At 34.4% G+C, this 21,403-nt stretch carries 11 protein-coding genes, 15 tRNA genes and 3 rRNA genes; 2 read left to right on the top strand and 27 right to left on the bottom strand.

The window, feature by feature from the left end:
• Positions 1 to 53 precede the first annotated feature (53 nt).
• A complete protein-coding gene (locus BN3265_RS03020) occupies positions 54 to 1,280 on the bottom strand; it encodes an arginine deiminase (RefSeq protein WP_058990087.1) in 1,227 nt (408 codons plus the stop codon).
• A 295-nt stretch (positions 1,281 to 1,575) separates the two neighbouring features.
• On the opposite strand from BN3265_RS03020, the gene BN3265_RS03015 reads away from it, so the two are divergent.
• The gene (locus BN3265_RS03015; protein WP_058990086.1) at positions 1,576 to 2,838 is read left to right on the top strand and encodes a helix-turn-helix domain-containing protein; all 1,263 of its coding nucleotides are present in this window, start codon (positions 1,576 to 1,578) and stop codon (positions 2,836 to 2,838) included.
• 11 nt (positions 2,839 to 2,849) lie between these two features.
• Positions 2,850 to 3,554: a B3/B4 domain-containing protein gene (locus BN3265_RS03010; protein WP_058990085.1), complete on the top strand. Its 705-nt coding sequence runs from the start codon at positions 2,850 to 2,852 to the stop codon at positions 3,552 to 3,554.
• Positions 3,555 to 3,864: 310 nt separating this feature from the next.
• Here the strand turns inward: BN3265_RS03010 and BN3265_RS03005 are convergent.
• The 26 genes from BN3265_RS03005 to BN3265_RS02880 form a co-directional block, all read right to left on the bottom strand.
• Positions 3,865 to 3,941: transfer RNA gene (locus tag BN3265_RS03005), tRNA-Arg, on the bottom strand.
• A 20-nt stretch (positions 3,942 to 3,961) separates the two neighbouring features.
• A tRNA-Arg gene (locus tag BN3265_RS03000) sits at positions 3,962 to 4,038 on the bottom strand.
• A 27-nt stretch (positions 4,039 to 4,065) separates the two neighbouring features.
• A tRNA-Arg gene (locus BN3265_RS02995) sits at positions 4,066 to 4,142 on the bottom strand.
• A 27-nt stretch (positions 4,143 to 4,169) separates the two neighbouring features.
• A tRNA-Arg gene (locus BN3265_RS02990) sits at positions 4,170 to 4,246 on the bottom strand.
• Between the two features lie 89 nt (positions 4,247 to 4,335).
• Positions 4,336 to 4,409 (bottom strand) — tRNA-Gly (locus BN3265_RS02985).
• A gap of 7 nt (positions 4,410 to 4,416) precedes the next feature.
• A tRNA-Gly gene (locus BN3265_RS02980) sits at positions 4,417 to 4,491 on the bottom strand.
• Positions 4,492 to 4,578: 87 nt separating this feature from the next.
• A tRNA-Thr gene (locus BN3265_RS02975) sits at positions 4,579 to 4,654 on the bottom strand.
• Between the two features lie 50 nt (positions 4,655 to 4,704).
• Positions 4,705 to 4,781 (bottom strand) — tRNA-Asp (locus BN3265_RS02970).
• Positions 4,782 to 4,810: 29 nt separating this feature from the next.
• Positions 4,811 to 4,886 (bottom strand) — tRNA-Val (locus BN3265_RS02965).
• 260 nt (positions 4,887 to 5,146) lie between these two features.
• Positions 5,147 to 5,221: transfer RNA gene (locus BN3265_RS02960), tRNA-Glu, on the bottom strand.
• Between the two features lie 286 nt (positions 5,222 to 5,507).
• Positions 5,508 to 5,582 (bottom strand) — tRNA-Glu (locus BN3265_RS02955).
• A gap of 44 nt (positions 5,583 to 5,626) precedes the next feature.
• Positions 5,627 to 5,703, bottom strand: a tRNA-Met gene (locus tag BN3265_RS02950).
• 3 nt (positions 5,704 to 5,706) lie between these two features.
• Positions 5,707 to 5,783: transfer RNA gene (locus BN3265_RS02945), tRNA-Met, on the bottom strand.
• Positions 5,784 to 5,848: 65 nt separating this feature from the next.
• Positions 5,849 to 5,923: transfer RNA gene (locus BN3265_RS02940), tRNA-Asn, on the bottom strand.
• Positions 5,924 to 6,003: 80 nt separating this feature from the next.
• A 5S ribosomal RNA gene (rrf, locus tag BN3265_RS02935) occupies positions 6,004 to 6,120 on the bottom strand.
• Positions 6,121 to 6,389: 269 nt separating this feature from the next.
• Positions 6,390 to 9,464 (bottom strand): 23S ribosomal RNA (locus BN3265_RS02930).
• 327 nt (positions 9,465 to 9,791) lie between these two features.
• Positions 9,792 to 9,867, bottom strand: a tRNA-Ala gene (locus BN3265_RS02925).
• Positions 9,868 to 9,968: 101 nt separating this feature from the next.
• Positions 9,969 to 11,495 (bottom strand): 16S ribosomal RNA (locus tag BN3265_RS02920).
• The 16S, 23S and 5S rRNA genes sit together here with 15 tRNA genes alongside, the layout of an rRNA operon.
• A 362-nt stretch (positions 11,496 to 11,857) precedes the next feature.
• Positions 11,858 to 12,313, bottom strand: a complete 456-nt coding sequence (locus BN3265_RS02915; RefSeq protein ID WP_058990084.1) for a redoxin domain-containing protein — start codon at positions 12,311 to 12,313, stop codon at positions 11,858 to 11,860.
• A gap of 11 nt (positions 12,314 to 12,324) precedes the next feature.
• Entirely contained in the window at positions 12,325 to 12,699 is a 375-nt protein-coding gene (locus tag BN3265_RS02910; RefSeq protein WP_058990083.1) for a RidA family protein, read from the bottom strand.
• A 99-nt stretch (positions 12,700 to 12,798) separates the two neighbouring features.
• On the bottom strand, positions 12,799 to 13,899 hold the full coding sequence (locus tag BN3265_RS02905) for a tetratricopeptide repeat protein (protein WP_058990082.1): 1,101 nt from the start codon (positions 13,897 to 13,899) through the stop codon (positions 12,799 to 12,801).
• A gap of 1 nt (position 13,900) precedes the next feature.
• Positions 13,901 to 14,602: a hypothetical protein gene (locus BN3265_RS02900; RefSeq protein ID WP_058990081.1), complete on the bottom strand. Its 702-nt coding sequence runs from the start codon at positions 14,600 to 14,602 to the stop codon at positions 13,901 to 13,903.
• The gene (gene argS, locus BN3265_RS02895; RefSeq protein WP_058990080.1) at positions 14,602 to 16,302 is read right to left on the bottom strand and encodes an arginine--tRNA ligase; all 1,701 of its coding nucleotides are present in this window, start codon (positions 16,300 to 16,302) and stop codon (positions 14,602 to 14,604) included. The genes BN3265_RS02900 and argS overlap by 1 nt, the downstream gene beginning before the upstream one ends.
• Positions 16,303 to 16,315: 13 nt before the next feature.
• On the bottom strand, positions 16,316 to 18,661 hold the full coding sequence (locus BN3265_RS02890) for an endonuclease MutS2 (protein WP_058990079.1): 2,346 nt from the start codon (positions 18,659 to 18,661) through the stop codon (positions 16,316 to 16,318).
• On the bottom strand, positions 18,661 to 20,877 hold the full coding sequence (locus BN3265_RS02885; RefSeq protein ID WP_058990078.1) for a peptidase U32 family protein: 2,217 nt from the start codon (positions 20,875 to 20,877) through the stop codon (positions 18,661 to 18,663). The genes BN3265_RS02890 and BN3265_RS02885 overlap by 1 nt, the downstream gene beginning before the upstream one ends.
• Complete coding sequence (locus BN3265_RS02880; RefSeq protein WP_058990077.1) at positions 20,877 to 21,401, bottom strand: cell division protein ZapA; 525 nt, start codon at positions 21,399 to 21,401, stop codon at positions 20,877 to 20,879. Before BN3265_RS02880 ends, BN3265_RS02885 begins: the two co-directional genes overlap by 1 nt.
• Positions 21,402 to 21,403: the final 2 nt, after the last annotated feature.

Genomic DNA, 21,403 nt, shown 5'->3' with positions numbered 1-21,403 from the left:
TTAAATGTTTTTCTTTATTAATTTTTTATTTAGTTACTAACTTACTTTTTTTCTTATAGTTCTCTTTCAAGAGGCATTGACATACATCTTGGACCACCACGACCTACTGTAAGGTTGGATGCGTCTAATTCTAGTACTTCAATTCCTTCTTTTCTTAGTACTTCATTTGTTACAATATTTCTCTTGTAAACTAAAACTTTTCCTGGAGCAAGTGTTAATGTGTTTGATCCATCATTCCATTGTTCTCTTTCAGCAGCTATTGGGTCTCCACCACCACATGGGATTAGACGAACTTTTTCAATTCCTAATGCTTTTGCTAGGATTTCATCTAATTTTCCTGATGCTGTTTCAATGTGTAATTCATTCTTTTCAGCATCTTTTGTTATGATTTTAACTTCCATTTCTTTGATTATAGCTGGATGGTATGTGAATGCATCATAATCAATTTGTGTAAATACTGTATCTAAGTGCATGAAAGCTCTGTTTTCATCAATCTTTAATGCATAGATTTTTTCGATTTTATTTTCTACATCACCAAAGAATAATTTTTCAGCTAATAATTTGATTGCTTCATATTGTGTTCTTTGTGAAATACCAATTAATAGTGTTGTTTCATTACCGTTGAATGTATCTCCACCTTCTATATGGTATTCATTTTTTCTACCATAAAGATCTGGAACTTCTTTATATTCTGGGTGGAATCTAAAGATATAATCACAGTAGATTGTTTCTCTATTTCTTGTTACAGAATACATTCTATTGATAACTGCACCGTTTCCTACTGATGCAAATGGATCTCTTGTAAAGTATAGGTTTGGCATTGGGTTAATTGCAAGATATGATTTTCCTACAACCATTTCATGAAGATCTTCTTCTGTGAAAAGTCCTAGTTCTTTTAATGTTAAACCAGCCATTGTTTTTTCAACAAATTCTTTTGTATCTTCAATTTTTTCTAAATATTCTTTAGCTTTTGCAAGGATTTCTTTATCTTCACATCCTGTTTCACTTAAATATTGTTCTAAGAAAGTTTCTCTTAATCCATCATTAGCATCTAGTGTTTCAGCCATTAAATCTTCAAGATAAACAACTTCTACACCGTTGTCTCTCATGATATCTGTAAATCTATCATGTTCTTCTTGAGCTAATTTTAAATCTGGAATATCATCGAATAATAATTCCTCAAGAGTTGATGGTGTTAAATTTAATAATTCTTCACCTGGTCTGTGTACCAAAACTTTTTTTAGTGGCTTAATCTCACTTGTTACTTGTATTTTTGTCATACTTCCTCCTAAAATATATATAAATAGAGTGAACTTTAAATTAAAAAAAGGCTACGCTTAAATACCTTTTTATAATAAATTATTCATCACTCATATCGTTTACATCAATAGTATACTCTTATCATTTTATTTTTCACGACAAATTTTTGATTCTTTATTGTAAAATATATTCAAATGAAAAGATTTTCATAAGGAATATTTTGAAAAATTATTAGTAAATGGCTAAAAATTAGTAAAATGAGTCAAAATATTATATAATATAGATAAATAAGAAATTAAGATAAAGAGGTTATTTATGGTTATAAGTAATATACAAACCAAAATTTCTGCAATTTCAGATTTATCTAAAATTTGTAGTTTCGAAGTAGAATTTCAAGATAAGTCTACTACCAGTTTAATTCATAGCACAGCTAGGCTTCTCTTATTTAAAAAAGGTAAGGGAAAATTTATGATAAATGGTATTGAATATTTTATAGAAGAAAATACTATGATTTCCATTTTACCATGGGATATTACTACAATTACAGATGTAAGTGAAGATTTAGAATTTTATAAAATAGTATATAATTTTCAAATAATCAATGACGATCTTAGAAATATTTGCAATTTCAGGAAAGATCAAATAAATTCTATCGAATTATTATCAAAAAATCCAATAAAAATTTTAGATGATAAGTCTTACGAAGATATAAAAAATTCTTTTATAGAAATAAAAAATGAAGTTGGCAACGACTCCTTCCAAGAAAAAGTCCAAGAAAAACCATATTCAGATGAATATCTTATATCCTCAATTATTAGGATTTTAATCAAGTTTTTAAGATTTGATAATAAGTGTGAACTAACTACAAATGAAAATTATGATCATCAAACTAAAATCAATCAAATTCTAAGATATATGTATTCACATATGGGCGAAAAACTTACTTTAGATAGGCTTGCATCAACATTTTTTATCAGCAAGTCGTCTCTGACAAAGTATTTAGAAGAAAACACCAGTTTTACTTTTTCTGAATTGCTAAATAGGATAAGATTTTCAAAAGCAATAGACTTGTTGATGTTTTCAGAAAAAAGCCTAAATGATATAGCAAAAAGCGTGGGATACACCGACTCATCACATTTTTCAAAAATTTTTGAAAATACAGAAGGGATTAATCCAGGAGAGTTCAAAAAATATTACAATATTAAGCAAGTAAGCTTAAAACAAAATGAATCTGAACTTTTAGACAAGGTTATTAAATACGAAATCAAAAATTTTACAAATTCAGATCTTACAATAGGAAAAGTTGCAAAGAAATTTGGAATATCAACATCAGAAGTAAACAGACTTATCTATTTTCAATTTGAAAAAAATTTCTATGAATTTTTAGATTCACTAAGAATTTCAAAATCCTGCGAACTATTAAAAACAACAGACTTAAAAATAATAGATATAGCTATGAAGGTCGGGTACAATTCTACAAGAACCTTCCAAAGAGCTTTTAGGAGAATTCTTGGCCTATCACCTAATGATTTTAGGACAACAATAAACTTCCAAGACTCTGAAGGAAATATAATATAAAGGAGAAAAATATGAAATTTATTGCAAGCGAATCTTTTTGGGAGCTTTTCCCAGAAGCTGAAATAGGGCTCATCCTATTTAAAGACATAAAAATGGAAGAAAAATCAAATAGAGAAATAAAAGATAAACTTGATGAAGCTCACGATAAGGCCCTAACTTATCTAACAAAACCAGTATTGAGCGAAAATCCAGTAATAAAAGTATGGAGAGATGCCTTCAAATTATTCAAAACAAAAAAAGGTGCACGTTCATCAATTGAAGCACTACTCAAAAGAGTTTCAAAAGATCAAGACGTTGGAAGCATCAATCCTCTAGTAGATATCTATAATACTACATCATTAAATTATGCACTACCATGCGGGGCTGAAGATATAGACAAATTTGTCGGAGATTTAAGGCTCGAAATCACCCAAGGCGGAGATGATTTTCAACCTATAGGAGATGATAAAAATTCACCAACCCTAGAAGGAGAATTATGCTATAAAGATGATGAAGGTGCCATTTGTAGATGCTTCAACTGGAGAGATGGTCAAAGAACCATGATCACAGAAGATACAAAAAATGCTATCCTTTTTATGGAAAATATTGATCCAGAAAGAAAAGAAGACCTAAAAGAGGCAATAAACTACCTAGCAGAAAATCTAGAAAATCACCTAGAAGGAAAAGTAGAAATTCACTTTTTAACAAAAGACAATGCAAGCGTAGAAATAAAATAAATTAAATAAAAAAACTGAAATAAAGCAGAATGAACTGACCTCAAAAAGTTAGACCTAAAAACTAATTTAAAGAGGTCAGTTTTTTATTTGAAAATTAGAAAATTTGATTATAAAAAAATATATAGGAAAATCAATCTAAAACAAATATTCACTATAAACTCAAAAAAATAAACGAAATTCTATAAAAATAATTACAACAAAATCTAAAATAAATTTATAATATCAAAAAATAAATAATAAGGTAATATAAAACGTAACAATAAAAAAAAGATAGCTTATAGACATTAAAAATAAGCTATCTTTTAAAATATGGCGCGGCATTGAGGATTCGAACCCCAGGCCTACTGGTCCGTAGCCAGTCGCTCTATCCAACTGAGCTAATACCGCTCAATATATAAATAAAATATTGGCGCGCCTGAGAGGAGTCGAACCTCTGACACACGGATTAGAAGTCCGTTGCTCTATCCAGCTGAGCTACAGGCGCAAGTTAAAAATAAAATATAAAAAAATTTGGCGCGCCTGAGAGGAGTCGAACCTCTGACACACGGATTAGAAGTCCGTTGCTCTATCCAGCTGAGCTACAGGCGCAGGTTCAAAATAAAATAAAAAGATATTTGGCGCGCCTGAGAGGAGTCGAACCTCTGACACACGGATTAGAAGTCCGTTGCTCTATCCAGCTGAGCTACAGGCGCAAGTTAAAAGTAAATATCTATTATCTAATCAATACTTTAATCTAGTACAATTATACCATAAATTTTTAAAAAATAAAAATATATTAAAATGGAGCGGGTGAAGGGAATCGGACCCTCGCAACCAGCTTGGAAGGCTGGGGCTCTACCACTGAGCTACACCCGCAAATTTTTGGAGCGGAAGACGGGATTCGAACCCGCGACCCTCGCCTTGGCAAGGCGATACTCTACCACTGAGCCACTTCCGCAAAAAATAAATTATGAAATTGATTTCATTTTTTTATAAAAAATTTTAACCAAGCTATATCTTTATCCAGTTTTATTCACAATAAAATTGGAGCTGATGATAGGACTTGAACCTACAACCTATTGATTACAAATCAATTGCTCTACCAATTGAGCTACATCAGCACATTGGATTTCTACTGAAATCCAAGTCCTGTATCAGCCGGACAAGCATTTGGCGACTTAGATGGGATTCGAACCCACGACCTCCGCCGTGACAGGGCGGCATTCTAACCAGCTGAACTACTAAGCCATAAAAGGTTAAAATAATAAAAAATGTATTGGTGGAAGTAACAGGGCTCGAACCTGTGACCCCCTGCTTGTAAGGCAGATGCTCTCCCAACTGAGCTATACTTCCATATGTGACCCTACTGGGATTTGAACCCTGTCCCCTGTGGGGTTTAAAATCTGAAAGATTTTAAATCTTCGAGATGAGCCCTTGGGCGAATCCGAAGAACAATACCGTCGTGACACGGTGGTTTCCCTCTAAAACGAAGGATAAAACTTTTTTTGTATAAAGTTTAAAAGTCGGCTTGTTGACAAAGTTTCAGGAAACTTTGAAACACTGCGACATCTGACCTTCATACCATTTGCTTTGCAAATGGTGATAGGTCATTATGGTGACCCTACCGGGATTTGAACCCGGGATACCGCCGTGAAAGGGCGATGTCTTAACCGCTTGACCATAGGGCCTCAATTAATATTATATTTAAAAACATACTTTTTTTAATCTTGCAGCAAGCTGCAAATGTCTTAGTCGCTTGTTGACAAAGTTGTTTACAACTTTGAAACACCGCGACATCTGACCTACCAACAATTTATTTCATAAATTGGGTTAGGATCATGAACCGCTTTCTAGACCTATCCCAATGAGCTTAAGCAAATTGTTGGAAGGTCTGATGCAACTCATTTCCCAGGAGGCTTTAGCCGACTGGCTAGAAATGATCTGCTGACCATAGGGCCTTATAAGAAAAAATAGTGGTGACTCCACCGGGATTTGAACCCGGGATACCAGCGTGAGAGGCTGGTGTCTTAACCACTTGACCATGGAGCCAAAAAGCTCCATGCTGGTTAATAAGCTAAGAGCTTATAAAAAAATGGTAGCGAAGAAGAGACTTGAACTCTTGACACTCCGGGTATGAACCGAATGCTCTAGCCAACTGAGCTACTTCGCCACATGGTTGCGGGAGTAGGATTTGAACCTACGACCTCCGGGTTATGAGCCCGACGAGCCACCAAGCTGCTCCATCCCGCGATATAACTTATAAAAAGTAAATGAATTGAGCTACTTGTTTACTCTAATAAATCAAAGAATAATATTGGCGCTCAGGGTGGGGCTCGAACCCACAACCTACCGGTTAACAGCCGGGTGCTCCACCATTGAGCTACCTAAGCACTACAACTAAAAAAATCTTATACAAATATCCTCTATTAATTATAATAGAAGATTAATTATAATAGAAGATATTTTATAAGTTTGGCAACTTCCTAGTCTCCCGGGAGGTCTCCCTCCGAGTACCATCGGCGTTAGAAGGCTTAACTTCTGTGTTCGGTATGGAAACAGGTGTATCCCTTCTGCTATTGTCACCATATTCTCTTGTAGAGTTTCAAATCACGTAGTGATTTGCAAATCTTCGAGATGAGCCCTTGGGCGAATCCGAAGAAATAAGCGAGTTACGCAGTTTCGAGCGCACTCTACTCCACTTGTTTTTAAGCTTATCGGCGTTTCAAAGTTGCTTGAAACTTTGTCAGCAAGCCGACGAACATTTTTTAACCTAATTTTTTTATTCTCGCTTCGCTGCGAGTGCTCCGCACGGGTCCTCTATGAGCCGGACGGGCTTAATAATAGCTATAAATATTTCCAGTCAAGATATAAAGTTTAGTATCCATTAGCTTAATACATTACTGCACTTACACCTTGGACCTATCTAAGGTATTTTCTTTACCTACTCTGAGAAATCTTATCTTGAGGCATGCTTCGTACTTAGATGCTTTCAGTACTTATCATTCCCGCACTTAGCTACCGAGCCATGCTAGTGGCCTAACAACTCGTACACCATTGGTGCGTCCATCCCGGTCCTCTCGTACTAAGGACAGCTCCTCTCAAATTTCTTACGCCCACGCTGGATAGGGCCCGCACTGTCTCACGACGTTCTGAACCCAGCTCGCGTGCCTCTTTAATGGGCGAACAGCCCAACCCTTGGGACCTACTCCAGCCCCAGGATGAGACGAGCCGACATCGAGGTGCCAAACCTCCCCGTCGATGTGGACTCTTGGGGGAGATAAGCCTGTTATCCCCGGGGTAGCTTTTATCCGTTGAGCGATGGCCCTTCCATGCGGTACCACCGGATCACTAAGTCCGTCTTTCGACTCTGCTTGAGTTGTAGCTCTCGCAGTTAAGCTCGCTTGTGCCTTTATACTCTACGAATGGTTTCCGTCCATTCTGAGCGAACCTTTGAACGCCTCCGTTACTTTTTAGGAGGCGACCGCCCCAGTCAAACTGCCCAACTGACAATGTCCCATGCCCTGATTCAAGGGCTATGGTTAGAACTTTGATATTAAAAGGTTGGTATCCCACCAGTGACTCCATCTAGATTGGCATCCAGATTTCCAAGTCTCCCAACTATCCTGTACATTTAATCTCAAAATCCAATATCAGCCTACAGTAAAGCTCCACGGGGTCTTTCCGTCCTAGCGTGGGTAAGTCGCATCTTCACGACTACTACAATTTCACCGGATCCTTTGTTGAGACAGTGCCCAAATCGTTACACCTTTCGTGCGGGTCGGAACTTACCCGACAAGGAATTTCGCTACCTTAGGACCGTTATAGTTACGGCCGCCGTTTACTGGGGCTTAAGTTCTAGCCTTCGATTGCTCTAAGCCTTCCCCTTAACCTTCCAGCACCGGGCAGGTGTCAGCTCCTATACTTCATCTTGCGATTTTGCAGAAACTTGTGTTTTTGGTAAACAGTCGCTTGGGCCTGGTTTCTGTGGCCTGATCGCTCAGGCTCCCCTTCTCCCGAAGTTACGGGGACATTTTGCCGAGTTCCTTAACAAAGGTTCTTCCGCGCGTCTTGGTATTCTCTACCTCCCTACCTGTGTCGGTTTTGGTACGGGCGCTTTGGTCTGGATAGTGACTTTTCTTGGCAACCTGGAATCATCAACTTCTCTACTTATGTTTTCGATACCTATGGGCTTTCAGAATTTTTGAAAAGCGGATTTGCCTACTTTTCTTCCTACGGCTTTAGACCATCATCCATCGGATGGCTTTGATTATCCTTTTGCGTCATCACGTCTCTCTTAACGACTTCAAGCGGTACAGGAATATAAACCTGTTATCCATCGCCTACGCCTTTCGGCCTTGGCTTAGGTCCCGACTTTCCCTGAGGGGACGAGCCTTGCTCAGGAGTCCTTAGGGTTTCGACGGGAGTGATTCTCACACTCCTTCTCGCTACTCATGCCAGCATTCTCTCTTGTATTAAATCCACTTTTGCTTGCGCCTTGGCTTCGTCTCTAATACAATGCTCCTCTACCACTAATAGAGGTATTAAGTTTAGCTATGAGTCCTAGTTCTTTTAATGTTAAACCAGCCATTGTTTTTTCAACAAATTCTTTTGCTAATACTTTGACTTTAGATTGGTTTTTTGATAATTTTTATTTAATTTTTTTTCTTAATCTTTCTTTATGTCTATTTCTGAAATTTCTTTTTCTTTAGCTTCAGCCTCTTCTTTTGTTAAGAAACTTCCTAGTCTCATTTGTAAACTTAATCCCTCTATTAATCCGAAGCTTCGGTATTGAATTTAGCCCCGTTCATTTTCGGCGCAAACCCACTTGACCAGTGAGCTATTACGCATTCTTTAAATGCATGGCTGCTTCTAAGCCAACGTCCTGGTTGTCTTAGTAGATTCACATCCTTTTCCACTTAATTCAAATTTTGGGACCTTAGCTGTCGGTCTGGGCTGTTTCCCTTTCGACTTAGAAGCTTATCCCCCTAAGTCTGACTCCCTGACTTGATTTTTTGGCATTCGGAGTTTGATAGGTTTTGGTACGGTAATCCGCCCTAGACCATTCAGTGCTCTACCTCCTAAAATCTTAGGTCAGAGGCTAGCCCTAAAGCTATTTCGAGGAGAACCAGCTATCTCCGGGTTCGTTTGGTTTTTCGCCCCTATCCACAGTTCATCCGATGCGTTTTAAACCGCACCCGGTTCGAGCCTCCATTGAATTTTACTTCAACTTCACTCTGACCATGGATAGATCACCCGGTTTCGGGTCTATTCTAACTTACTTTGGCCCTATTAAGACTCGCTTTCGCTACGGCTTCTGATCTTAAATCATTAACCTCGCAATTTAGAATAACTCGCTGGCCCATTCTACAAAAGGTACGACATCACGTTCGTTCACGCTCTGTCTGCTTGTAGGCACTAGGTTTCAGGTTCTATTTCACTCCCCTTTCGGGGTTCTTTTCACCTTTCCCTCACGGTACTTGTTCACTATCGGTCACATGTTAGTATTTAGCCTTAGGGGATGGGCCCCCTATCTTCACACCGGGTTACTCGTGCCCGGTGATACTTTCCCTCTCGTTTAGTAATGCTTTCGCCTACAAGACTTTCACTTTCTTTGGTTTATCTTTTCAGATAATTCGACTAACATTACCAAATCGCTAATGAGTTAGGCTCTTTTCCTTTCGCTCGCCGCTACTTAGAAAATCGATGTTTCTTTCTTTTCCTCCTGCTACTTAGATGTTTCAGTTCGCAGGGTGTCGCCTTACTAAGCTATGTATTCACTTAGTAATGATTGTGTCTTCCACAACCGGGTTGCCCCATTCGGAGACCTAGGGGTCAATGCTTTTTGTGAGCTTTCCCTAGTTTTCGTTCACTTACGTCCTTTTTCGCCTTCATGTGCCAAGGCATCCACCTTGTGCCCTTTCTTTCTTGACTGGAAATATTTATAGCTATTTAATTTTATTAGGTTCTAACGGAACTCTTCAGCGAATTTATGAGCTGATGATATTCCTTATGCAGGGATTTTTGGTTTTCCAAAAATCATCGCATTAATGCCCTGTTCGAGTTTTGTCTGGTTATTTACTGTAACCTAGCGTTATTTTTCTTATTTGCTTCGCAAATGTCGAAAAAATATGAAAGATTTTTCTTCGGTTTAATGTTTTTAAAAAACTTACCGTAACTTTTCGTAATTTTTCTCGTTTTCTTTGAAAACTTTGAAAAATTATGAAAGATTTTCAATCTTTCACCTCTCGATTATGGGCTTGGTGGAGATGAAGAGATTCGAACTCTTGACCCCCTGCGTGCAAGGCAGGTGCTCTCCCAACTGAGCTACACCCCCATGTAACCTTTAAATTTTACTACAAAGTTTACTTTGCCCAAACAAAGTTTTTTTATTCATTTTCTTTGGTAAAAGTCAGCGTACCGACTTTTTACTCTTAGAAAGGAGGTGATCCAGCCGCACCTTCCGATACGGCTACCTTGTTACGACTTCACCCCAGTTACTGACCCTACCTTCGACTGCTGCGTCCTAAAAGGTTCGCTCACAGGCTTCGGGTATTGCCAACTCCCATGGTGTGACGGGCGGTGTGTACAAGACCCGGGAACGCATTCACCGCGACATTCTGATTCGCGATTACTAGCAACTCCAACTTCATGTACTCGAGTTGCAGAGTACAATCCGAACTGGGACAGGTTTTGTGAGTTTCGCTCCAGATCGCTCTTTCGCTGCCCTGTGTACCTGCCATTGTAGCACGTGTGTAGCCCAAGTCATAAAGGGCATGATGATTTGACGTCGTCCCCACCTTCCTCCGGTTTATCACCGGCAGTATCGCTAGAGTCCCCAACTTAATGATGGTAACTAACGATAGGGGTTGCGCTCGTTATGGGACTTAACCCAACATCTCACGACACGAGCTGACGACAACCATGCACCACCTGTAATACAGCTCACCGAAGTGATAAGGAATTATCTCTAACTCCCTCCGTATTATGTCAAGACTTGGTAAGGTTCTTCGCGTTGCGTCGAATTAAACCACATGCTCCGCTGCTTGTGCGGGTCCCCGTCAATTCCTTTGAGTTTCACACTTGCGTGCGTACTCCCCAGGCGGAGTGTTTAATGCGTTAGCTGCGGCTCCCAGATTATTCCAAGAACCTAACACTCATCGTTTACAGCGTGGACTACCAGGGTATCTAATCCTGTTTGCTACCCACGCTTTCGTACCTCAGCGTCAGATGATGACCAGAAAGTCGCCTTCGCCACCGGTATTCTTCCTAATATCTGCGCATTTCACCGCTACACTAGGAATTCCACTTTCCCTTCCATCTCTCAAGCCTACCAGTTTTAAAAGCTTTATATAGTTGAGCTATATTATTTCACTTCTAACTTAATAGGCCGCCTACGTACCCTTTACGCCCAATGATTCCGGACAACGCTCGGTCCATACGTATTACCGCGGCTGCTGGCACGTATTTAGCCGGACCTTATTCTTACGGTACTGTCATTTTCATCCCGTAAAAAAGATTTTTACAACCCGAAGGCCTTCTAAATCACGCGGCGTCGCTGCATCAGGGTTTCCCCCATTGTGCAAAATTCCCCACTGCTGCCTCCCGTAGGAGTTTGGGCCGTGTCTCAGTCCCAATGTGGCCGTACACTCTCTCAAGCCGGCTACTGATCGTCGCCTTGGTGAGCTTTTATCTCACCAACTAGCTAATCAGACGCAAGTCCATCTTATACCGATAAATCTTTGGTCACTATATCATGCGATATTTTGACTTTATAGGGTATTATTCTTCGTTTCCAAAGGCTATCCCCTTGTGTAAGGCAGGTTACTCACGTGTTACTCACCCGTTCGCCACTAATCCACTTATTTTCATTCCGAAGAAATCAAACAAGTTTCATCGTTCGACTTGCATGTGTTATGCACGCCGCCAGCGTTTATCCTGAGCCAGGATCAAACTCTCAATTATAGTTTGATCTTGACTTTTGTCATTTTCGTTTGGTCTCAAAGTTATTAACTTTGTAGTAGTATTTATTTGTTTTTAAAGGTTCTTTGTCAGTTGTTGCTGACTATTTAAGTCTACCACCTTTTTTTTCGCTTGTCAAGTTTTTTTGTAAATATTTTTCTTTTTATTTACTTTTCTCGACTGCTTTTCTGGTGTCGACTTTTTTATTATATCTCGTTTATTTTTATTGTCAAGTTTTTTTGAAAAGTTTTTTGAATTTTTTTCTCAATCTTCTTTCTCTTTTGACTTAAACGAGTTAAAAAAAATATAGCTGTTTGAAACAGCTATATTAGTATATTATTATTTTTTTATTTTGTCAAATATTTTTATAGATTTTCTATTACTTCTTCTATATCTGGTAATTGTGCTTGTGGATATTCTTTTGACCACTTAACAATTCCCTCTTCATCTATAATTATATTTGCTCTTTTGCTTGCTGAATTTTCTTCATTGAATATTCCGTAAGCTTTTGCTACTTCTCCTAAAGGAAAAAAGTCTGATGCAAATTTTACGTTGTCTATATTTAATACTGCAGCCCATGCTTTTTTTGATGGTTGTGGATCTATTGATAGTCCTATTACTACAGTTTCTCCTTTTTCTTGAATTCTATCGAAATTTCTTTCTAAAGATCTCATTTGATCTGCGCATACTGATGTGAATGCTAGTGGGTGAGATGAAAGTATAACTTTTTTTCCTCTATATTTTTCTAAATTTACATCTTCTGCGTTTTGATCTTTTATATTAAATAATGGTGCTTTTTCACCTTTTTTTATTATTGACATTTATTCTCCGATTATAATTCTGCTATTGCTTCTATTTCTAGTAGTCCATTTTTTGGAAGTTTTCCTACTTCTACACAGCTTCTTGCTGGTTTGTGGTCTCCAAAAAATTCTGCATAAGCTTCATTTACTGCAGCAAAGTCATTTACGTCATCTAAGAAAATATTTACTTTTACGATTTTTTCTACTGATGAGCCCCCTGCTTCTACTATTGCTTTTACATTTTCTAATGATTGTCTTGTTGCTTTTTTAACGTCATCTGAAATTAATTCACCTGTTTCTGGAACCAATGGTAGTTGTCCTGATGAATATACAAAGCCGTTTGATACTATTCCTTGTGAATATGCTCCTACTGCTCCTGGTGCATTTTTTGTTTCAATTATTTTCATAATTTCCTCCTTAATAGTAAACGTTATTATATTATAAACATACTTTTTTTCTATTTTTATTCAACTGAAATAAAAAAAATCTCAAAATTTAATTTGAGATTAATTTATGTTGAATTGATTTTTTATTATTTGTAGATTTCTTGTAATTTCATCGCTTAAATCGTCGTAACTTTCTAGATTTTCTATATCTTCTTTTGCTTTGTTGATGTTATTTAATGATAAATTTATTTGTAATCTATTGTAAATCATTCTTGGATCTTCTGGATATTTTTTTAGACCTTGATTTATTATTCCTATTGCTTCAGTTGGTTTTTCTGATGCGTATAGGCTTATTGAATAATCATTATAAAGTTCTCTAAATTCTCCGCCTTTTTCTAGGGAATTTTCAAAGGCTAGGTTTGAATTTTCGTATTGTCCTATATTTTGATAGGCTACTCCTAAATAATAGTAGGCATCTGCTCTTTTTGTTTTTGATAAGAGCCTGGTTAGAATCTGTATTGCCTTGTCAAAGTTTCCTTTTCCGATATAGTAAAGTCCTTCTTCGATTTCTGCATTATCAAAAATCATTTTGATTTTATCTCTTATTTCATCTTGTGCTTCTATATCTTTTGTTCTTTGGAGGGCATTTTCATAATAGGATCTTGCTTTTATATATTCTCCAAGATTTGCGTATATATTTCCTAATTCATAATATGAAAGTGGAAAATCTTCGTCTTGGCTTATTATATCTTGTAAAATCCTAAGGGCTTCTTTAATAAATTCATCCTTATATTCTGTATCTTCATAGGCTTTTGGCCACAAAATTCTAGCATAATTATAGGCATTATACTTATCAAATGGATTTATGATATAGCCACCTCTTAAAAGAAGAAGGGCTTTTTCATTTTTTTTGTCCAAATTTTTTAGGGCTTTTTGGCTTGTGTAGGCTCCTATATTTTTTATATAATTTTCTATAATTTTTATATAAGTATCTTTGTACTTAAAATCCTTGTCTATGGCAAGATTTATTATTAATCCATCCAAAATTATATCTAGATTTATTTTGCTTTCAAATTCTCCACTTATTACGTTTTCTGATAAGTCTTCTGTATAAAGTGCTAGGGGAGTTTGGTTTAATAAATCATATGATGCTTCTTTTTTTAGGTCTATATATCCAAGTTTGTCTGTAAAATTCAAAAAATATTGGTCTATTTTTGCCATTTTATCCTCTCATGAATTTTCTTTGTCCGTAGGAATGTTTTGATAATATCTTATACAAGTGTCCTTTAAATAATAAGAATAGAGTCTCCCAAATTGCTAATAGCATTACATATATAAATTCATTTCCTAAAACCAAAGTATTTACTACAATTTTATTTATTAAAAATGTTTCTACTAAGGTATATATTAGGGCGTAAATCCCCCATATAAAAATATTATTTTTTACAAAATTAAATGAATCTATAAGTATGGTAAATCCATAAACGCTATCTATATAAACAAGTTCTATTACAGCTGATGTGAAAAATTTAAATAGGATTTTTAATGTATTTGATATTGTTGGATCAAATCCGCTCAACAAATTGTCAAATATCAGTTCAACTATATAAATTGAAAACATAGCAGCCATTATAAGATAGAAAAAATTCGATATGGAATTTTCTATGGATTTTTTTCCTGTATTATTGTAAAGAACTATTGATCTTAAAGCTTGAGCTACAAAACATAAAATCAAAATTTCTATTAGATAATTTATTAATGATGCTAGGTAAGAAGAGTTTAAAACTGATAAACCCTTCATGCCTTCAAATATAGACCTAACTATCAAAGATATGAAAAGAATATAGGATTTTTTTATTTTTTTTACACTTTCTGAAAATGCGTATTTAGAACATTCTAAAAAATCTATAATTCTTTCATTCATTACATTTGTTCCACTGTTTTTATTCCTAATATTCCCAAACCGTTTTTAATTACTATTGATGTAGCTTTAGTTAAGGCAAGTCTTTCTTCTTTTAATTTTTCATCATCTACTAATATTTGTGTAGAATTGTAAAATTTATTGAATTTTTGAGCAATTTCCATAACTTTTCTTGCTACTACTGATGGTTCTAGTCTGTCTTTAGCAAGGATTACTGCATCTTGGAAACTTTCTAAAGATTTAATCAAGCTATATTCTTCATCTGAATTTAGTTTTTCAAATGTCATTTGTCCAATTTCTTCTTTTCCAGCTTTTCTTAAAACTGATTTAGCTCTTGCGTATGTGTAGTGTACGTATGGACCTGTTTCACCTTCGAAGTTTAATAATTCATCCCAGTCAAAAACATAGTCTTTGATTCTTGAGTTGTATAATTCTTGGAATTTAACTGCACCAATTCCTACAATTTTTGCAGCTTCTTCTAAGTCTTCAATTTGGTTGTCTCTATCTTTCATGATTGAATATGTTTTTTCAATTGTTTTATTTAAAACATCTTCCAAGAAAACAACGTGTCCTCTTCTTGTTGAAAGAACTTGGTCTTTTAGTGAAACCATACCAAATTGTACGTGTAAAATTTCATCACTTACATCTTCGTGTCCCATTAGGTATAAAATTTTCTTTAATTGTTGGAAATGTAATTTTTGTTGGCTTCCTACAACGTAGATGTTTTTGTCTAGTCCGTAAGTTCTATGTCTATAAAGTGCTGTTGCAACGTCTCTTGTGATATAAGCTGAAGATCCGTTTGATTTTATTAGCATTGATGGTGGTAGATTGAATTCACTCAAATCTACTATATAAGCTCCATCAGATTCTACCAAAAGATTTTTTTCTTTTAATTCTTCAAGAGCAGCTGGCATCCATTGTGAATGGTAGCTTTCTCCGTGGTAGTTGTCATATTTTATATCAAGCATTCCATAAACTTTATCAAATTCTCTCAAAGATAAGTCTTTAAACCATTGCCATAGTCTCATAGCTTCTTCTTCGCCATCTTCAAGATTTTTGAATTCTTCTCTTGCTTTTTCTTGGTATTCTTCGTTATCTTCCGCTTCTTTTGTATATCTTACATATAAATTTAAAAGTTCGTTGATAGGGTCTTTATCGATTGCTTCCTTGTCTCCCCAAAGTTTGTAAGCTGCAATCATTACACCAAATTGGGTACCATAATCTCCAATGTAGTTTGAAGCTGTAACATTGTATCCAAGGTATTCGTAAATGTTTCTGATAACATCTCCAATAACAGTTGATCTAATGTGACCTATGTGGAAAGGCTTAGCAATATTTACAGATGAAAACTCAACAAGTTCATTGATTCCTTTTCCCATATCACTTTTTCCGTAGTCATCTTCTTTTTCTAAAACTTCGTTAATAACATCGTTAGATACTTTTTGTCTATCTAAAAAGAAGTTTACATAGGCATTTTCATTTTCTATTTTTTCTACACCTTCAATTTCTAAACCCTTTGCTATTTCTTCTGCAATAAGTTTAGGATTTTTTCTCATAGTTCTTGCTAGAGTAAAGCATGGAAATGCAAAATCTCCCATATTTTCTTGAGGTGGAATTTCAATTAAATCATAAATTTTTTCATAATCCAAGCCTAGGTCTTTTTCTTCTAGCTTTTTAGCTATTAATTCTTTAAAATTTTTCATATTTCCTCCAATATTATTTGAATTTTACAATTGTAACTCCATATCCACCTTCTTTTTCATTTCCAGGTCTATAGGAGTCGATCATTTTATTATTTTTTAAATAATCGTTTATGCCATTTCTCAAAGCACCAGTCCCCTTGCCGTGGATGATTTTTGCTTGGTCAAGGCCTGAGAGCATAGCATCATCTAGGTATTTATCAAAATTTCTCAAAGCCTCATCATATCTTTGGCCCCTCAAATCAAGAGTTGGTGAAATGTGCATGGCTTTTTTTGCTTTATAAATTCTGTTAGTATTTTCTTTAGTCTTATTTTCTGACTTAACTTTTGTAACATTTTTAATATTAGAATCCATTTTCAAAATACCCATTTGTACTTTTATATTACCCTTTTCGTCGGGATTTTCAATTACTTGAGCCTTTTCATTTAAGCCCGCAATTATAACTGTATCTCCAACTTTTAAATCCTCTGGTGCATTTTTACTTATTTCTTCTTTTATTATTCCATCTTCTTTATCAATTTTTGAAGATTTATATTTATTTCTTATATCATTTAAGGACCTATCTATATCTGAAATATTGGCATTTTTTGATTTTTTTGCAATTTTTAGCATTTCTTGGCTCGCCATATTTGCTTCTTCCAAAATTTTATTCGCCTTATCTTCTGCTTTTTCAATTATTTCTTTTTCTTCTTTTTTTATTTTTTCTGATAAAGCCAAAAGATCATTTCTTGCTCTTTTTATTTTTTTCTTATAGTCTTCTATCTCTTGATTTTTTATTTCCATTTCTTTTTTATTTTGGTCAAGCTCTTCAAGGATAGTATTAAAATTTTTATTATCTTCAGAAAGAATCAATTGAGCGTTTGCTAATATTTCCTTATTTAAACCAAGTCTTTTTGAAATTTCAAAAGCATTTGATTTCCCAGGAGTTCCTATAATTAATTTGTAAGTTGGTGATAGACTTTCAAGGTCAAATTCAACGCTTGCATTCATAACTCCTTCTTTTTCTAAGGCGTAATACTTTAATTCTGAATAATGGGTAGTTGCAAAGGTCATTACATTTTTATTTTTCAAAAATTCCAAAATAGAAATTGCAAGAGCAGCTCCTTCTGTTGGATCTGTACCACTTCCAACCTCATCTAATAAAACCAAAGAATTTTCGCTGACATTTTCGGTGATTTTTACAATATTTGTAAGTGATGCCGAAAAAGTTGAAAGGCTCATCTCTATTGATTGAGTATCGCCAATATCTAAAAATATATCGTCAAAAACATTTACCAAACTATCTTCATCACATGGAATATAAAATCCTGCTTGGGCCATCAGAGAAACAAGACCCACGGTTTTAAGTGATACGGTTTTTCCTCCTGTATTTGGTCCTGTAATTATTAAAGTCTTGTAGCCATCTCCAATTATCACATCAATTGGGACAACTTTTCCCTTTAAAAGCGGATGGCGAGCTGCCTTTAAATTTATAATTTTTTTGTCAGTAAGTTTTGGCATGGTGTATTCATGTGCCAAAAAATATTTTACCTTTGCTTGCAAGAAATCTATTCTTTGAATTAATTTTTGATTTTCTAAAATTTCTTGGTCAAAGCCTTCAACAAATCTTGAAAGCCTATCCAAAATTCTTCTAATTTCATCGCTTTCTTCTATTTGTAAATTTGAAAGGTCATTGTTTAATTCTACAATGGCATTTGGTTCAATAAAAAGGGTATTTCCAGATTGGGACCTATCGTGGATTATTCCATTTAAAACTGCTTTTTTATTAGTTTTTACTGGAAGAACATATCTTCCGTCCCTAATTGAAACAACCTTATCTTGGAGAGATTCGTCAAATTTTGGAGATGAAATATAAAAGGACAATTTATTTTTAATTTCAGCTTCTTTTTTTCCCATTTTTTTCCTGATTGACCTTAAATTTGAAGAAGCATTATCTGCTATTTCATCTTCTGATATAATTGACCTTTCGATTTCATCTTTTATAAAATCATTTACTGAAATCCTATCAAACAAGTCTTTTATGTAAGGATTTTCAATATTTTCCCCATATTCTTTCAAATAATTGCTAACCCTAAGTAAGTCCAAAACTTTTAAAAGCTCAAAGGGTTCTAATATTCCTTTTTTTCTTACATATCCAATAATTTCTTTTAAATCGAAAAGGCCAAAAATATCTATATTTCCATTTTCTACAATGACCTCTTCCATGGCCTTGGTTTTGTCGAGTTCATCTTTTATTTCTTTTATATTATTTTTAGGTTTTATTTTTGAGATTTCTTTTTTAACAAGTTCACTTCTTGCATAAGTTTGGAGTTTTTCAAGAATTTTTCCAAACTCTAAAACTTCTAAGGTTTTTTCCTGCATTAAATAACACCCCTGTCATATCCAAGATTGTTAATCTTATTTTTTCTTATATTTTTTAAATCTTTCTCATCTCTTACAAGATACAATAAAGATACTGATTTTTCAATTTTTTTAAGGTCAATGTTAGCACTTTCATTTGAATAAATTCGAGAAAGTCCATCCCTTCTTTTTATATCAAAAACATTGTCCTCTTCATCTTTTATTTTAGAATCAGAAAATTTACAGGACTCGCATCCCTTAAGTCCACATTTTTTTATGGCAGAAAATGGACAATGGCGCATATTCATAAGTTCAATTGGACCATATGCCAAAATTTCTGTAGGGTATCTTCTTGAATTTTTGTTTATATTTTCGAAAGAATTTTCAACCGAAGATGAGATCATTGAAGAAAAATCACTATAAAAATCAAAAGCATAGGAATTAAAAACATTTAAGTATCTACCAATCCTAATTTCAAATCCATTTTTTATAAGTTCATCTTTTAAGACAAAATCTTTGTAATTATTAAAAACTACTCCCTTAAAATTTTTCTCTTTCAAAAAAGAAATAAAATCAAGATCATATTTTTGATCAGCATCCATAATATAAAAAATATTTAGCCCATCAAATTTTTTGTCGTATTTTCTCAAATAAATATTATCAAAATCTTTTAATAAGGAAATATCAATGTCATTTGACAAAAGTTCAATGTTTTTTTCTCTTTTAAAATTCTTCTTATCTTTTAATTTTCTTTTTTTGATTTTTACAGGTTTATTTTTATAAAAGTCAAGTCTTCTTTCATTTAAAATTTCAACCGCTCTTCTTCTCATGGAATTTATATCTTTTTTTCTCAAAAATATATTTTGGTCGATATCAATTTCAACCTTACCAGCTTCATAAATTGTATTTCCAAGTTTTGTAAGATTTTCTTTTATATTCTCTTTTCCTAAAGAAATATTTTTTCCTTCTTCTACTAAATTTTCACCCTCACAGGAAATTTTTGTGTCTTTATATTTGAGGGTAATTTTTGGATTTTGTCCAATTTTTGCTTCAAATTTTATGTCCAAAGGCAAATTTTTGTAAGAATTTAGGCCTTGGTCTAGGCTTTCTTTTAGAATTTTTGAAGAAAGAAGATAAATTTTTGACCCAATTTTTGCATCTTTAAAATCTTTTAATTCCAATTCTTGATTTTTTTTCAAATCCTCTGTCAAGGTCAAAGGAAGTTTTCTATTTTTTTCGGTTGTAACTTGAAGAATTGATTCTTTTACCAAGTTTGAATTTGATTTAAAAAATCTCTTGCCCTTTTTTTCATAAACTTCGCCGATTTGTCTGTGTTTGTTTTCATTTTCAAGGGCAAGATAGGAGGATTTTTGACCAAAAATGAAGCCATTTGTGTAAGACCTATTTGAAATATCTCTTAATTGGTCCTTATAATAGAAGTTTTTCTCTAACTTTTGCCTATAATTTTTTACAGTATTATAAACGTACTCATCAGTTTTCATACGTCCTTCAATTTTTAAGGAATCAACGCCTGCCTTTATCAAATCATCAGTAAAATCTATGGTTGATAAATCTTTCATTGAAAGATAGTAATCTTCTCCCAAAACTTTCCCGTCATTTATAAGCTGATATTTTTTCCTACAAATTCCTGCACACCTGCCCCTGTTTGCAGATCTTTTTCCAAGATATGATGACATCAAACATTCTCCAGAAAAAGATACGCAAAGAGATCCATGAACAAAAACCTCTGTATCAATATCTAATTTGCAAATTTTTTCAATTTCAGAAATTTCGCTTTCTCTTGCAACAACTACCCTGTCAAAACCTAGTTTTTTTGCTGTAAGTGCCCCCTCATAATCTTTTATTGCCATCTGGGTTGAAGCGTGAAATTCTAATTTGTGATTAGCATTTTTATTTATATCTTTAATCAAAGAATATAGACCAATATCTTGGATCAAAATTGCATCTGCTCCGTATTCAAAAAGATTTTCAATATAAAAAATAGCCTTGTCAATTTCTTCATCTTTTATAAGGGTATTTATTGTTATAAAAACTTTCTTATCAAACAAATGCACATAATCAATTACTTCTTCTATGTTTTCTAAGGAAAAATTTTTGGCATAGGCCCTTGCCCCAAAATCGTCAAGTGCCAAATAAAAACTGCAAGCCCCTGCAGAAAGTCCAGCGTAAAGCATGGACATTTTCCCAACAGGAGCTAATATTTCAACATCTCTCATTATAAATCTCTTTTCAAATCTTCATTTTCTTTTTGAAGGTCTAAATTTTCTTCTTGTAAGGCCAAGAGATTTTCCCTTAATTTTTGAAGATTTTCATCTTTGGATTTATTTATTTTGTTTTTCTTATCAATTTCTGCATTAAGCCTATTTATTGTAGAGTTTAAGCCATCAATTTTTTTCATTGATTCCATAAAATCTTTTTTAGATTTTTCAAAATCATCTTTAATGTTTTGATTTTCTTCTTCTAAATTTTCATAAGCTTCTTTTATTTTTGGATAATTCTCAATTGGCTCCTCGGCTTCTTTTCTTAAATTTTTGTGCTTTATCAAAAGTTTATACATTTCATCAGCGATATTTAAAGATGCCAAAACCAATTGGTTTTCACGAGTTAGCTTGTCATTGTCGATTTCTCTTATTTTTTTGTCGACATAAGCTGCTATTTGTTCAATTTGATTTTTATCTTGGTCACTTATCAAAGTGTAGTCCATGCCAGCAATATTAACAACAATTTTATTATCTGCCACTT

This window comes from Anaerococcus rubeinfantis, from assembly GCF_001487145.1.
GTDB lineage: Bacteria > Bacillota > Clostridia > Tissierellales > Peptoniphilaceae > Anaerococcus > Anaerococcus rubeinfantis.
Note: the sequence above shows the minus strand (reverse complement) of the source record. Positions and strands in the feature narration are given on the sequence as shown.